The organism is Pseudomonas sp. B611 (assembly GCF_055407965.1).
Genome location: NZ_JBUZST010000001.1, coordinates 24203 through 37563, shown reverse-complemented (window position 1 = coordinate 37563; position 13361 = coordinate 24203). Strand labels below are relative to the sequence as shown.

Genomic DNA, 13361 nt, shown 5'->3' with positions numbered 1-13361 from the left:
AGGGGCGACTCCATCAGCGCAAGGCACGAACGGCGATCATAGGCCTCGCCCCTGTCTTGCACAATCGTACAAGACCCCGGCAGACTGGGAGCGCAGACTCGGTTAACGTGTTTCCACCTCACTGTGTGACAAGCCACCATGGGCAATCCCATCTCCCCCCTCGACTGGATGCACCGCGCCCCGCATGCCAGCGGCATGGACCGCATCGAGGCGTACTTTGCCGGCTTCGCGTTCGACCCGCATCGCCATGACACCTACGCCATCGGCCGTACGTTGTTCGGCGTGCAGAGTTTTCATTATCGCGGCTGCATGACCCACAGCCTGCCCGGCACGACCATGGTGATACACCCCGACGAAACCCACGACGGCCGCGCCAGCAGCGAGGAAGGCTTCCGCTACCGCATGATCTATGTGGAGCCGGCGCTGATCCAACAGATCCTCGGCGGCAAGCCATTGCCGTTCATTCCCTGCGGCCATACCACCGACCCGCGCCTGTTCCGCGCCAGCGAAGTGCTGCTGCAAAGCCTGGACTGCCCGATCGACCCGCTGCAGGAACAGGACGCGATGTATGACGTGGCGCAAGCCCTGAGTGATGCGTCCGGGGTGATCACCAGCCGCAAGAGCTTCGACTACATCGCCGCCGAACGCGCGCGGGAATTTATCCACAGCGCCCTGGGCCGCAGCATCACCCTGGACGAAATGGCCGACCACGCCGGCCGCGACCGCTGGGCGTTGTCGCGGGATTTCCGCTTGTTGTTCGGCACCAGCCCCTACCGATACCTCACCATGCGTCGGCTGGACCTGGTGCGCAGCCTGCTGGCCCAGGGCCAATCGCTGGTGAATGCGGCGATGACGGCCGGGTTTACTGACCAGAGCCACATGACCCGGCAGTTTCGCAGCACCTATGGCATGCCGCCGTCGCGTTGGGTGAAGATGCTGGGGCGCTGAAGCTTCAATTTGCAAATGCGATCAAAAATGTGGGAGCGGGCTTGCTCGCGAAAGCGGAGTGTCAGTCACCATTGATTTATCTGAACCACCGCCTTCGCGAGCAAGCCCGCTCCCACATTGGATTTAGGTTGTCTCTGGAATTGAGTTCGACTCAGCACCGCGTTCTTTGAACCCAACCGCCACCACCGCCCCCACCAGCGCAATCCCCGCACTCCACCACAACGCCAGCTCAATCCCACCGGCATTGGCCACCGACACCAACACCGCCAACCCCAGCGCCCCACCGATCTGTTGGCTGGTGGACGCCATTCCCGCCGCCACGCCCTGCTCGCCCGGTCGAATACCCAAGCCGGCCGCCACCCACATCGCCGTCCACGTCATGCCCTGGCCAATGCTCAAGATAAAAATCCCCGGCAGCAGCGACCAGAATCCCACGCCCGTCGGTAATGCCCAGCACACCAGCGCAATGCCCACGGCCCCCGCCAATTGCCCGCTGACCAAGGTATTGCGCAGTCCGATCCTGGCCAGCGAACGCTCCGCCAGCCAGATGCCGAACGTACACACCAGGGTCGCCGGCAAAAACGCCAGGCCCGCCTGCAACACGCTGTAGCCGTAGACCTGCTGGTAATACAGCGCCAGAAAGTAGTACTGCACGCCAAAGCTGCTCATGAACACCGCCGTCAGCACCATGGCCATGCGCAGTTCGCGGTAGGCCAACAGCCGCAGCGGCATCAGCGGGTCACGGCCGCGGTGTTCGATCCAGGCGAACAGCCCCAGCAGCGCCACCGCCAGGGTGATGCAGCCGAGGGTAGACGGCGCCGTCCAGCCCCATTCCGGGCCTTGCACCAGAGCAAACACCAGCAAGGTGCCGCCAACGGTCACGGTCAGCGCGCCACTGATATCAAAGTTGCGCCCGACGGCCCGCTCGCCGTCGGCAGGAATCCAGTAACGCGCCGCCCAGGCGCAGCCACCGGCCAACGGCACGTTCACCAGGAACACCGCCTCCCAGCCCCACACCTGGGTCAACACGCCGCCCAGCAAGGCGCCGAGCGCCAGGCCCGCCGCCGACGCCGCACTCCACACCGCAAACGCACGGTTACGCTCAGGCCCTTCGGCGTAGTGGGTGTTGATCAACGCCAAGGTCGCCGGAAACAACAACGCCCCACCCACGCCCTGCACCGCCCGCGCCAGCACCAACAACACCGCGCTGCCACCCAGTACGGCGGCCAGGGACGCCAACGCATACAGCGCCTGCCCGGTCCGGTACAAGCGGCGCTTGCCGAGCAAATCCGTGGCCCGCCCGCCCAGCAACAGGAAGCCGCCGAACGCCACGCTGTAGGCGCTGACCACCCACTGCAATTGCTGGGCGGAAAAGTCCAGGTGCGTGCCAATCTGCGGCAATGCCACAAACACGATGGTGGCATCGAGGGCGATGATCAGTTGGGCGGTGGCCAACAGCATCAGCATCCAGCCAGAGGGTCGAGAGGAAGACATCACAGCGTCCTGTCCAGAAATGAAGTGTCGCCAGTGTGTTTTATGCGCAATAGATGATAAATAGCGCTATCACTCTTTCAGTAATGACTTTAATCATGGATCTGAACGCTGTTCGCCTGCTGGTCCGCGTGGCCGAAACCCGCAGTTTCACCCGCGCCGCCGGCGACCTGGGGCTGACTCAATCCGGGCTCTCACGGGCCATCTCACGCCTGGAGAACGAGCTGGGCGTGCGCCTGCTTCAACGCAACACCCGCAGCGTCAGCCTCACGCCCGACGGGCAGTTGTTGTACGAGCGCAGCGCGCCGTTGCTGGCGGAATTGGCCGAGGCCGAGAAGCTGATGCTCGACCGCCGTGGCAGCCCGTCGGGCCTGTTGAAGATCAGCACGCCGTCGCTGTTCGGGCGCAAGGTGGTGATGCCGGTGATCGGCGAGCTGACCCTGCGTTATCCCGAACTGCGCATCGAAGCCGTGATGACCGACCGCCTGGTGGACATCGTCGATGAAGGTTTCGATGCCTTGCTGCGTACCGGCGAGATCCAGGACCAACGCCTGATCGCCCGCGCCCTGGCGCCGTTGCGCTGGGTCACCGTCGCCGCCCCCGCCTACCTCGCCCGTTTCGGCACACCGCAAAGCGTCGATGAGCTCAAGGACCACCACTGCCTCACCGTGCGCAACCTGCGCAGCGGACGCATGGTGGACTGGCAGTTCATGCTCAATGGCAAGGTGCAGGACGTGAGCGTCGAAGGGCGACTGATCTTTGATATCGGCGACGCGCTGGTGGATGGCGCGGTGGGCGGTTTTGGCATTGCCCAGGTGATGGATTTTGCCGTGCGCGACGACCTGGCTGCCGGGCGTCTGGTACCGGTGCTGGAGGACTTCGCCGGGCGCAGTCGGGCGATCTCGTTGGTGTACCCGCCGTCCCGCCAGTATTCGCCGAAGCTGGTGGCGTTTGCCGAGGCGTTGGCAAACGCGCGCTGGTAGGGCTTAGAGCTGGCGCCCGGTGATCGGCTCGCCAATGGTCAGGAAGTTTCCGCCCGCGATGTGATGCAAGGTGCGCAGTGCATCATGCCCTTCGAAATGCCAGTGGCCTTCGCTGAACACACGCTCGTCGGCATACGCCGCGACCACTTCGCCAAGGAACAAATCGTAGGTCTGTTGATTGTGCGGTTCGGGCAGCAGGCGGCATTCCAGCCAGGCCACACAGCCTTCCAGCAACGGCGCGTCGGTGTGTTCGCCGTTGAACACCTGTAGGCCATACGTGGCGAATTTGTCTGTCTCGCTGCCGCTGGTGTTGCCGACGGTCTGTACGAGATCGGCCTGGGCGACGCAAGGCACTTGCAGCACGAAGGTGCCACTGCCTTCCAGCAACTGGCGGGTCCAGGTGGCTTTATCCAACACCACGGCGACCTTCGGCGGTTCGAAGTCCAGCGGCATCGCCCAGGCAGCCGCCATGATATTGCGCTGGCCGTTATGCGCCGCGCTGACCAGCACGGTCGGCCCGTGATTGAGCAAGCGGTAGGCCTTGGACAATGGAACGGGGCGACGGTGGGTAGGGCTCATGGACGGTCGGCTCTTCAAGCAGGAAAGCGCCTACGATACCTGAGCCCTACGCTCAGCTCGACAGTTGGTTGGCGAACTGTCCTACAGCGCTGACCACCTTCTGCGCGCCGTCCTGGATCTCGACGATCACCGAGCCCGCTTCCGCCGCCAGGGCCAGGCCTTGCTCGGCTTGCAGGCGACCATCGGTCATCAGCGCCACCGCCTCACGGGCCATGTCCTGGTTCTGACGCACCACGCCGACAATTTCCTCGGTGGCCTTGCTGGTGCGCGAGGCCAATTGGCGCACTTCATCGGCCACCACCGCAAAACCACGGCCTTGCTCGCCGGCACGTGCCGCTTCGATGGCCGCGTTGAGCGCCAGCAAGTTGGTTTGCTCGGCAATGCCGCTGATGGTCTTGACGATGCTGCCAATCACCTGGGATTGGGCATTCAACGCCTCGATGCCTTCGCCGGCCTGCTGCATGTGCTGGGCCAGGTCGCGCATCACGTCCACCGCCTGGGTCACCACCGTGGTGCCGCGCTGGGCGCTGTTGTCGGTTTGCAGCGAGGTGCTATAGGCGATGTTGGCGGCGTCGGAAACCGCTTGTTCCTGATTGACCTGATCGGTGATCACCGTGGCGAACTTGACCACTTTGTACAGGCGGTCAGTGGCGTCCAGCACCGGGTTGTAGGTCGCTTCCAGCCACACCGTACGGCCATGGCTGTCGACGCGCTTGAAACGCGCCGCGACAAACTCGCCGTTGTTCAGGCGTTTCCAGAAGTTCTGGTACTCGGCGCTGTTGTACTCCTCCGGCTCGCAGAACATGCGGTGATGCTTGCCCTTGATCTGCGCCAGGCTGTAACCCATGCCGCCAAGGAAGCGATCGTTCGCGGTGAGCACGTGCCCACTTAGGTCGAACTCGATCACTGCGGTGGAGCGCACCAGCGCGGTAATCAGGTTTTCATGCTCGCGCGACGCCTCGATGGTGCGGGTCAGGTCGCTGGAGAAGATGGAGAAATGCTTGATCCGCCCATCGGAGCTGCGCACCGGCTGCACGATCGAGCGCAGCCACGCTTCCTCGCCATTGCCACGCAGCAGGCGTACGGTGCCGGCGAAGTGCTCACCCCGCGTCAGCGCATTGTTGAAGCGCTGTTGGAATTCATCATGCTTCACATGCGCCGGCGCCAGATCGCCAATGGCGCGGCCTTCAAGCTGGCCGCTCTGGTAGGCCATTTCCTTGAGGAAGTTGCCGTTGGCCCAGTCGATATGGCCCTGGGGGTCCAGCGTCAGGCACAACATCTCGCTTTCCAGGCTCTCCTTGACCTGCTGCAAGCTGGACAGTTCTTCGCGAAGAGCGGACAGCTCCTGCTTCAAGCGGGTGTTGAACATGGGGCACCGATGGTCAAATGGAGAGAAAGATCTGACCTGCATCGGCGCTGGCGAAATTTTCTGAAGAGTCCTTTAGGCCAAGGCCCAACTATATTTTTGGATCCATCAGCCGCCATTGTTTCGGCACAGCCCCATCACTTGATACTCAATGGTATTGAGCTTGCCGGTGGAGTCTTCATAGGTCATGCGCGAAGGCACGGCATTGCAGCTGCGAATCGGTGGCGTCACGCTGACCACCTTGGTGATATCCAGCGGCATGCCATAGCGATACGCCTGCACCTCGGGCGCGGGCTTGCCGTTGCGGGCGGCATAATCGGCCATGACCTTTTCATTGCGCTCCATCATCAAGGCAAAGGTACGGTCGCCGCCGCCTTCGGCCAAAGCACCGAACGACAAGACTGCCGCCAATACGCCCAGGCCAAGTTTATAAATGTTCATCACAAGTTCCTCGCTTCAAAGTTGAGTACCCAGAGTAACGAGCAGACCCTGACGCGATGTTCACCAGAACATTACTTATTTGTTAGGTAAACGTGAGATTCCAAAATTGTAATGTGCATGCCACTTCGCTGTTATCTGGCATTTGCAACTATCAGCCCGGGCCACATCAATAAGAACGCCCACCTCATATAAGAAGCTGATCACTGCCAATACCGAGGAGCGCAACATGCACAGTGCTTACTACACCCTTCCCTTTTCATTGATTGCCGCGCTACCCCTGGCCGCCGTGGCCGTGGAAGACCAGCCCGAAGGTTTTATCGAAGGCAGCAGCGTGAACGTGCTGGCGCGCAATTTCTACTTCAACCGCGATGACCGCAAGGGCCAGTCCAGCCCAACCGGCAACGGCTACTCCGAAGCCTGGGCGCAGGGGTTCATTGGCAAATTCGAATCCGGCTTTACCCAGGGCACGCTCGGTTTTGGCCTGGACGCGTTTGCCATGTACGGCCTCAAGCTCGACTCGGGCACCGGCCGCAGCGGCGGCAAGGGCTCGTTCGGCGTGCTGCCGGTGGACAGCGCCAACCATCCAGAATCCAGCTACAGCAAATTCGGCGGCGCCGCAAAATTGCGCGTGCTGGACACCGTGATCAAGGCCGGCGACGTGTTCCCGCTCACACCGGTGGTGGCGTACGGCGACTCGCGACTGTTGCCGGAAAGCTTTCGTGGCGTCACCGCGCAAAACACCAGCCTGGAGGGCCTGAGCCTGCAAGGCGGACGCTTGAGCGGCATGAGCCAGCCCACCGAGAGCGGCATGGACAAAGGCTTTGCGACGTTCTATGCGGGCAAGGTCGACTCGCCGTGGATCGGCTATTTCGGCGGTGATTACCAACTCAATAAACACCTGAGCGTAAGCCTGTACAGCAGCCGCTTGAAGGACGCGTGGGACCAATACTACTTCGGCAGTGCCGCCAGCTACCCGCTGAACGATGAGGTTTCGCTGTTCGGCGACTTCAACTATTACAAGGCGGTGGATGAGGGCAAGAAACGCCTGGGCGAGTTCGACAACAACATCTGGAGCGCCAGGCTCGGGGTGAAGATCGGCGCCCACAGCCTGGCCGTATCGCACCAGCGCAACAACGGGGACGACGACTTCGATTATCTGCGCCAGTCGGACTCGATTTTCCTCAACAACTCGATCCAGTACAGCGACTTCAACTCCCCCAAGGAGCGTTCGTGGATGGTGCGCTACGACCTGGACATGCAGCCATTCGGCATTCCCGGCCTGTCGTTCATGACCCGCTACGGCAAAGGCAGCGGCGCCGACTACAGCAACGCCAACGCGGTGTACATGCGCCGCGATGCAGCAGGCGACCCGCTCACCGATCAACGCCGCTGGGAGCGCGACATCGAGGCCAAGTACGTGGTGCAAAGCGGCAACTTGAAAGACCTGTCGCTGCGCTTGCGCCAAGCCACGGTGCGTTCCAGTGCATTCGAGTCGGACCTGGAAGAAGTGCGCCTGATCGCCGAATACCCACTGGCGATTCTCTGAGTCATTACATTCGTTCGCGCTTGACTAACATCTGTTCACAACTAGCCAGTTATCAAAACTGTAATATTGGCCTCACCTTCTCGTTAAGTTGAACTTTATAGACTGGCTTCAACTTGCAACACCGAGCACATTCATCTCTGAAGCTTTTGTGTAGCTCCTTTGGAAAGAGATGGATTTTTTAACGCCCCATTGGGGCGTTTTTTTTGCGTGCTCGCTTAGTTGCGACAGAACGTCGCAGTTGACCCTGAAGTCACTTCACGCTTCAGAATTTTCCTACTCCCCCAGCAACACCCTCCATAAGGAAATGGACTCCCTTCTCTTGTCGAAAAAGGTAAATCCCCATGCGTATCCTTGTGGTTGAGGACGAGCAAAAAACCGCCGCCTATTTGCAGCAAGGCCTGACTGAAAGTGGCTACGTGGTCGATTGCGCCGCCAACGGTATCGACGGCTTGCACCTGGCCGCGCAACACGCCTATGAATTGGTGATTCTCGACGTCAACCTGCCGGGCAAGGACGGCTGGGAAGTGCTCGAACAACTGCGCCGCAACGGCAGCCAGCGGGTGATGATGCTCACCGCCCGTGGGCGCCTGGACGACAAGATCAAGGGCCTGGACATGGGCGCCGATGATTACCTGGTCAAGCCCTTCGAGTTTCCCGAATTGCTCGCGCGGGTACGTACGTTATTGCGGCGCAGTGAACATATCCCACAGCCGGAAGTGTTCTGCGTGTCAGACCTGGAACTCGACCCGCGCCGCCATCGGGCCTATCGCGGCACCCGCCGTATCGACCTGACCACCAAGGAGTTTGCCCTGCTCCAAGTGCTAATGCGCCAGACCGGCGAAGTGATGACCCGCACGCAGATCATTTCCCTGGTGTGGGACATGAATTTCGACTGCGACACCAACGTGGTGGAAGTCTCCATCAGCCGCCTGCGGGCCAAGGTGGATGACCAGAGCGAGGTCAAGTTGATCCATACCATTCGCGGCGTCGGCTACGTGCTGGAAGCGCGGCCATGAAGACCGGCAGCCTGTCGATGCGCCTCGGCCTGACGGTCAGCCTGATGGGCGCCGGCCTGGTGCTGCTGCTGGCCAGCCTGGCTTACCTGGCCCTGACCCATGAGCTGGAAAAACTCGCGCGCAAGGGCCTGGAAAGCAAGATGGAGCAGATTCAGCACAGCCTCGCCCAGGGCCTGGACGCTCGCGACATCCGCGCGCGCCCGCACTCGCTGTTGGACCTGGTGATCGGCCACGACAACTTCTACCTGACCATCGTCGGCACCGCGCCCGACGAGCGTGTGCTGCTCAGCGTCGGCGCCAAGGCCCAGGTGCCGTTGCTCACCGACTATCCGCACCGGGAAACCCTCGGCTACCTCAACTGGGAGGACCGCGACGGCAACCAGGTGCTCAGCGCGTCCAGCCTGATGCGCCTGGCCAGTGGCGAACGCGTGCGCGTGCTGCTGTCCCTGGACCGCATGGACGACCAGGCCCTGCTCAGCGCCTACCTGCGCGCCACGGTGGTGGCGTTGCCGTTGCTGCTGCTATTGATCGGCATGGGCGCCTGGTGGCTGGTGCAGCGTGGGTTGGCACCGTTGCAACAGTTCAGCCACGTCGCCGCCCAAGTCACCACCCAGGACCTGACCCATCGCTTGGCCCTGGACAACCTGCCCCAGGAACTGCGGGAATTGGCCCAAGGCTTCAATGTGATGCTCAACCGGCTGGACGCGGGGGTGCAGCAGTTGTCGCAGTTTTCCGACGACTTGGCCCACGAAATGCGCGCGCCGCTGACCAACCTGATGGGCAAGGCCCAGGTCACGCTGTCGCGCCAGCGGCCGTCGGAGGAATACAAGGCCGTGCTGGAATCCAGCACCGAAGAGCTGGAGCGCTTGTCACGCATCGTTTCCGACATGCTGTTTTTGGCCCAGGTCAGCCACCCGGCAGCGCGCGCGTCGTTTGCAGAGGTGTCGTTGACTGATGAGGCCAATCGGGTGATGGAATTGTTTGCCTTGAGTGCCGAAGACAAGCAACTGAACATGACGTTGATCGGCCATGCACAGGTCCATGGTGATCGCCTGATGATCCAGCGCGCCCTTTCCAACCTGCTGTCCAACGCGATCCGCCACAGCCCACAAGGCGGGCATATTTCGCTGCTGGTGGAGACGTATGCGCAGCAGGTGTCGATCTCCGTCAGCAACCCCGGCGCGGGCATTGACGCCCGACACCTGCCGCATCTGTTCGAACGCTTCTACCGCGCCGACAACAGCCGCGCCCGCACCGAAGGCGGCACCGGCCTGGGCCTGGCCATCGTGAAGTCGATCATGACCCTGCACCAGGGACAGGCCGAAGTGCGCAGCCCGCCAGGAGGCATTACCTCGTTTCGGTTGGTGTTTCCCCTGGTGGCGATTGGTTAAGTTTCCTGTGGGAGTTGTCGACCTTTAGCGAGGCTGCGAAGGCGGCGGGTCTGCTAGCAGAGATGTTGTCTGTACCGCCGCTTTCGCAGGCAAGCCAGCTCCCACATTTTTAACGGTGTACACCTGATACAGCCTGCAAACCCGATCCCCTGTGGGAGCTGTCGAGCTTTAGCGAGGCTGCGATGGCGGTGGGTCAGGCAACAGGGATGTTGTCTGTGCCGCCGTATTCGCAGCGATGCGGCGACCCGACAAGCCAGCTCCCACATTTTTAACGGTGTACGCCTGACACAGCCTGCAAACCCGATCCCCTGTGGGAGCTGTCGAGCTTTAGCGAGGCTGCGATGGCGGTGGGTCAGGCAATAGAGGTGTCGCCTGTGCCGCCGTCTTCGCAGCGATGCGGCGACCCGACAAGCCAGCTCCCACATTTGATCGCATTCCAAAGAGGCTGCGCGGTGTTCACTCAGCCTCCTCCTTGCGATGCGCCCACTGATACAGCGCCGGCAGCACCAGCAAGGTCAGCAACGTCGACGAAATAATCCCGCCGATCACCACCGTTGCCAGTGGCCGCTGGACCTCGGCGCCGGTGCCGGTGGCGAGCGCCATGGGGATAAATCCGAGGGATGCCACCAGCGCGGTCATCAACACCGGGCGCAAGCGGGTCAGCGCGCCTTCGTTGATCGCCACCGATAACGAGCGCCCTTCTTCGCGCAGGTTGCGGATGAACGCAATCATCACCAGCCCGTTGAGTACCGCCACGCCGGACAGTGCGATAAATCCCACACCCGCCGAGATCGACAGCGGAATATCCCGCAGCCACAGCGCCATGATCCCACCGGTCAACGCGAACGGAATCCCGGTAAACACCAGCAGCCCATCCTTGAGGTTGTTGAACATCATGAACAACAGCCCGAACACCAACAGCAGCGCCACCGGCACCACAATGCGCAGGCGCTCGGAGGCTTCCTTAAGCTGTTCGAACTGGCCGCCCCAGGTGGTCCAATAGCCAGCAGGCACCTTCACCTTCTCGATGATTGCCGTCTCGGCTTCGTCCACAAACGAACCAATATCCCGCCCGCGTACGTTGGCACTGACGATCACCAAACGCTTGCCGTTCTCACGACTGATCTGGTTGGGGCCCAGCACCAGGTCCAGGCTGGCCACCTGGGACAACGCGATAAAACCCAACTGCCCCGCTGCGTTGCTGGGCACCGGGATCAATAGCCGTGACAACCCGTCGATATCGGTGCGCAGTGCGTCGGACAAACGCACAACCATGTCAAAACGTCGGTCACCTTCGTACAACGTACCGGCCTGGCGCCCACCGACGGCGACGGCGATGGTGTCTTGCACATCGCCCACATTCAGGCCAAAACGCGCGGCCTTGTCGCGGTCGATATTGATGGTCAGCACCGGCAGGCCGGAGGTCTGTTCCACTTTCACTTCCGAGGCGCCATCGAGGGCCTTGAGGGTTTCGGCGATTTCTTCAGCGGTCTTGTTGAGCACCGCCATGTCATCCCCGAACACCTTCACCGCCACATCACTGCGCACCCCGGAAATCAGCTCGTTGAAGCGCAGCTGGATCGGTTGCGACAGTTCGTACGCACTACCCGGCACAATCGCACTGGCCCGCTGGATATCGGCAATCAGGCTTTCCCGGGACTTGTTCGGATCCGGCCATTGATCCTTCGGTTTAAGCATCACATAGCTGTCGGAAATATTCGGCGGCATCGGGTCGGAAGCAATCTCCGCGGTGCCGGTACGGGCAAACACCCGCAGGATTTCCGGGACCTGGGCCATCAAGGTGGTTTCCAACTGCTGCTGCATCTGCACCGATTGGGTCAGGCTGGTGCCGGGCACCCGCAGGGCCTGTTGGGCGAAATCACCTTCGCTGAGGCTGGGGATAAATTCGCTGCCCATGCGGCTGGCAACCACGCCCGAGGTGATGACGGCCAGCAGCGCCAGGCCGAACACCAGCGGCCGGCGCGCCATGACTCCATCCAGCACCGGCGAATAGATGCGGCGCGCGGTGCGCATCACCAGGTTTTCTTCCTCCTTGACCTTGCCGGTGACAAACAGCGCAATCGCCGCCGGCACAAAGGTGACCGACAGAATCATCGCGCCCAACAAGGCGATCACCACCGTAAAGGCCATGGGATGGAACATCTTCCCGGCCACGCCGGTGAGGGCGAAGATCGGCAGGTACACCACCATGATGATCAGTTGTCCGAAGATCAGCGCACGCCGCGCTTCCTTGGCGGCGGCAAACACTTCGTGCAGGCGCTCGCTGCGGGTCAGCAGGCGCCCGTGGCGTTGCTGTGCATGGGCCAGGCGGCGGATGGCGTTCTCGACAATCACCACCGCGCCATCGACGATAATGCCGAAGTCCAATGCGCCGAGGCTCATCAGGTTGGCGCTGACTTTGTTGGTAAACATGCCGGTAAAGGTGAACAACATCGCCAGGGGAATCACCATCGCGGTGATCAACGCCGCGCGGATATTGCCGAGGAACAGGAACAGCACCGCCACCACCAGCAGCGCACCCTCGAAGAGGTTTTTCTTCACGGTGGCGATGGCTTTTTCGACGAGGTTGGTGCGGTCATAAACTGTAATCGCGACCACGCCTGAGGGCAGCGAACGGTTGATCTCTTCAAGCTTTTTCGCCACCGCCTGGGACACGCTGCGGCTGTTTTCACCGATCAACATGAACACCGTGCCCAACACCACCTCACGGCCGTTTTCGGTGGCCGCGCCGGTACGCATCTCACGACCGATGTCGACTTGAGCGACGTTGCGCACGCGGATCGGTGTGCCATCCGCCGTGGTGATGACGATATTGGCGATGTCGTCGATGGACGCCACCTGCCCCGGTGCGCGGATCAACAATTGTTCGCCGCTGCGTTCGATGTAACCGGCGCCGACATTGGCGTTGTTGCGCTCCAGCGCAATGACCAGGTCGTTCAACGTCAGGTTGTAGGCCGCCAACCGCTTGGGGTCCGGGGCGATCTGGTATTCCTTGGCGAAGCCGCCGATGGTATTGATCTCGGCCACGCCGGGGACGTTGCGCAGTTGCGGCTTGATGATCCAGTCCTGGATCACCCGCAGGTCAGTCGGCGTGTAGGGGGTGCCGTCGTCCTTGAGTGCGCCGTCCTCGGCCTCGACGGTCCATAGGAATATTTCCCCAAGCCCGGTAGAAATCGGCCCCATCGCCGTTTCAATGCCGGTGGGCAATTGTTCCCGCGCCACTTGCAGGCGCTCGTTGACCAGTTGGCGGGCGAAGAACAGGTCGGTGCCGTCCTTGAAGATCACCGTCACTTGGGACAACCCCGAGCGCGACAACGAACGGGTCTGCTGCAAGCCCGGCAAACCGGCCATGGCGGTTTCGATGGGAAAGGTCACGCGTTGCTCGGTTTCCAGCGGCGAAAAACCCGCCGCCGCCGAGTTGATCTGCACCTGCACATTGGTGATGTCGGGCACCGCGTCGATCGGCAGTTTCTGATAGCTGGCGAGGCCGACACCGGCCATCAACAGCACTGCCAGCAGCACGATGATGCGCTGCTCGATGGCGAATTGGATAAGGCGCTCAAACATGGGGAATCACTC

At 61.7% G+C, this 13361-nt stretch carries 9 protein-coding genes and 2 pseudogenes; 5 read left to right on the top strand and 6 right to left on the bottom strand.

The window, feature by feature from the left end; translation table 11 throughout:
• Nucleotides 1-138: 138 nt before the first annotated feature.
• The gene (locus ACZRMO_RS00165; protein ID WP_124529946.1) at nucleotides 139-948 is read left to right on the top strand and encodes an AraC family transcriptional regulator; all 810 of its coding nucleotides are present in this window, start codon (nucleotides 139-141) and stop codon (nucleotides 946-948) included.
• A 123-nt stretch (nucleotides 949-1071) separates the two neighbouring features.
• Here ACZRMO_RS00165 and ACZRMO_RS00160 read toward each other — a convergent pair whose 3' ends face one another.
• On the bottom strand, nucleotides 1072-2415 hold the full coding sequence (locus tag ACZRMO_RS00160) for an MFS transporter (protein WP_463972108.1): 1344 nt from the start codon (nucleotides 2413-2415) through the stop codon (nucleotides 1072-1074).
• Nucleotides 2416-2537: 122 nt separating this feature from the next.
• Between ACZRMO_RS00160 and ACZRMO_RS00155 the strand changes: the two genes are divergently transcribed.
• Complete coding sequence (locus ACZRMO_RS00155; RefSeq protein ID WP_124529948.1) at nucleotides 2538-3422, top strand: LysR family transcriptional regulator; 885 nt, start codon at nucleotides 2538-2540, stop codon at nucleotides 3420-3422.
• A gap of 3 nt (nucleotides 3423-3425) precedes the next feature.
• On the opposite strand, the gene ACZRMO_RS00150 is transcribed toward ACZRMO_RS00155, so the two are convergent.
• The 4 genes and pseudogenes from ACZRMO_RS00150 to ACZRMO_RS00135 all read right to left on the bottom strand — a co-directional run bounded on the left by ACZRMO_RS00150 (nucleotide 3426) and on the right by ACZRMO_RS00135 (nucleotide 5808).
• Complete coding sequence (locus tag ACZRMO_RS00150) at nucleotides 3426-4001, bottom strand: flavin reductase family protein (protein ID WP_124529950.1); 576 nt, start codon at nucleotides 3999-4001, stop codon at nucleotides 3426-3428.
• A 52-nt stretch (nucleotides 4002-4053) separates the two neighbouring features.
• Nucleotides 4054-4485: pseudogene (locus tag ACZRMO_RS00145) on the bottom strand (methyl-accepting chemotaxis protein); the annotation flags it as partial.
• Between the two features lie 108 nt (nucleotides 4486-4593).
• Nucleotides 4594-5280: pseudogene (locus ACZRMO_RS00140) on the bottom strand (PAS domain-containing protein); the annotation flags it as partial.
• 195 nt (nucleotides 5281-5475) lie between these two features.
• On the bottom strand, nucleotides 5476-5808 hold the full coding sequence (locus ACZRMO_RS00135) for a DUF2790 domain-containing protein (RefSeq protein ID WP_463971508.1): 333 nt from the start codon (nucleotides 5806-5808) through the stop codon (nucleotides 5476-5478).
• A 226-nt stretch (nucleotides 5809-6034) separates the two neighbouring features.
• Here ACZRMO_RS00135 and ACZRMO_RS00130 point away from each other — a divergent pair, with 226 nt between their 5' ends.
• From ACZRMO_RS00130 to ACZRMO_RS00120, 3 genes are all read left to right on the top strand, one after another.
• Nucleotides 6035-7354 (top strand): OprD family porin, encoded by a 1320-nt coding sequence (locus ACZRMO_RS00130; protein WP_463971507.1) that lies wholly within the window; start codon nucleotides 6035-6037, stop codon nucleotides 7352-7354.
• Between the two features lie 341 nt (nucleotides 7355-7695).
• Complete coding sequence (locus ACZRMO_RS00125; RefSeq protein WP_017738105.1) at nucleotides 7696-8370, top strand: heavy metal response regulator transcription factor; 675 nt, start codon at nucleotides 7696-7698, stop codon at nucleotides 8368-8370.
• Complete coding sequence (locus ACZRMO_RS00120) at nucleotides 8367-9761, top strand: heavy metal sensor histidine kinase (RefSeq protein WP_463971506.1); 1395 nt, start codon at nucleotides 8367-8369, stop codon at nucleotides 9759-9761. Before ACZRMO_RS00125 ends, ACZRMO_RS00120 begins: the two co-directional genes overlap by 4 nt.
• Before the next feature lie 456 nt (nucleotides 9762-10217).
• Here the strand turns inward: ACZRMO_RS00120 and ACZRMO_RS00115 are convergent, their stop codons facing one another.
• Nucleotides 10218-13349 carry a CusA/CzcA family heavy metal efflux RND transporter gene (locus tag ACZRMO_RS00115; protein WP_463971505.1) on the bottom strand — a complete coding sequence of 1044 codons (3132 nt, stop codon included), beginning with the start codon at nucleotides 13347-13349 and terminating at the stop codon, nucleotides 10218-10220.
• Between the last annotated feature and the right edge of the window lie 12 nt (nucleotides 13350-13361).

Coding starts and splice junctions, on each gene's coding strand:
- ACZRMO_RS00150 (WP_124529950.1), bottom strand. CDS start 4,001: ATGAGCCCTACCCACCGTCGCCCCGTTCCATTGTCCAAGGCCTACCGC.
- ACZRMO_RS00160 (WP_463972108.1), bottom strand. CDS start 2,415: ATGCTGATGCTGTTGGCCACCGCCCAACTGATCATCGCCCTCGATGCC.
- ACZRMO_RS00165 (WP_124529946.1), top strand. CDS start 139: ATGGGCAATCCCATCTCCCCCCTCGACTGGATGCACCGCGCCCCGCAT.
- ACZRMO_RS00135 (WP_463971508.1), bottom strand. CDS start 5,808: ATGAACATTTATAAACTTGGCCTGGGCGTATTGGCGGCAGTCTTGTCG.
- ACZRMO_RS00130 (WP_463971507.1), top strand. CDS start 6,035: ATGCACAGTGCTTACTACACCCTTCCCTTTTCATTGATTGCCGCGCTA.
- ACZRMO_RS00125 (WP_017738105.1), top strand. CDS start 7,696: ATGCGTATCCTTGTGGTTGAGGACGAGCAAAAAACCGCCGCCTATTTG.
- ACZRMO_RS00155 (WP_124529948.1), top strand. CDS start 2,538: ATGGATCTGAACGCTGTTCGCCTGCTGGTCCGCGTGGCCGAAACCCGC.
- ACZRMO_RS00115 (WP_463971505.1), bottom strand. CDS start 13,349: ATGTTTGAGCGCCTTATCCAATTCGCCATCGAGCAGCGCATCATCGTG.
- ACZRMO_RS00120 (WP_463971506.1), top strand. CDS start 8,367: ATGAAGACCGGCAGCCTGTCGATGCGCCTCGGCCTGACGGTCAGCCTG.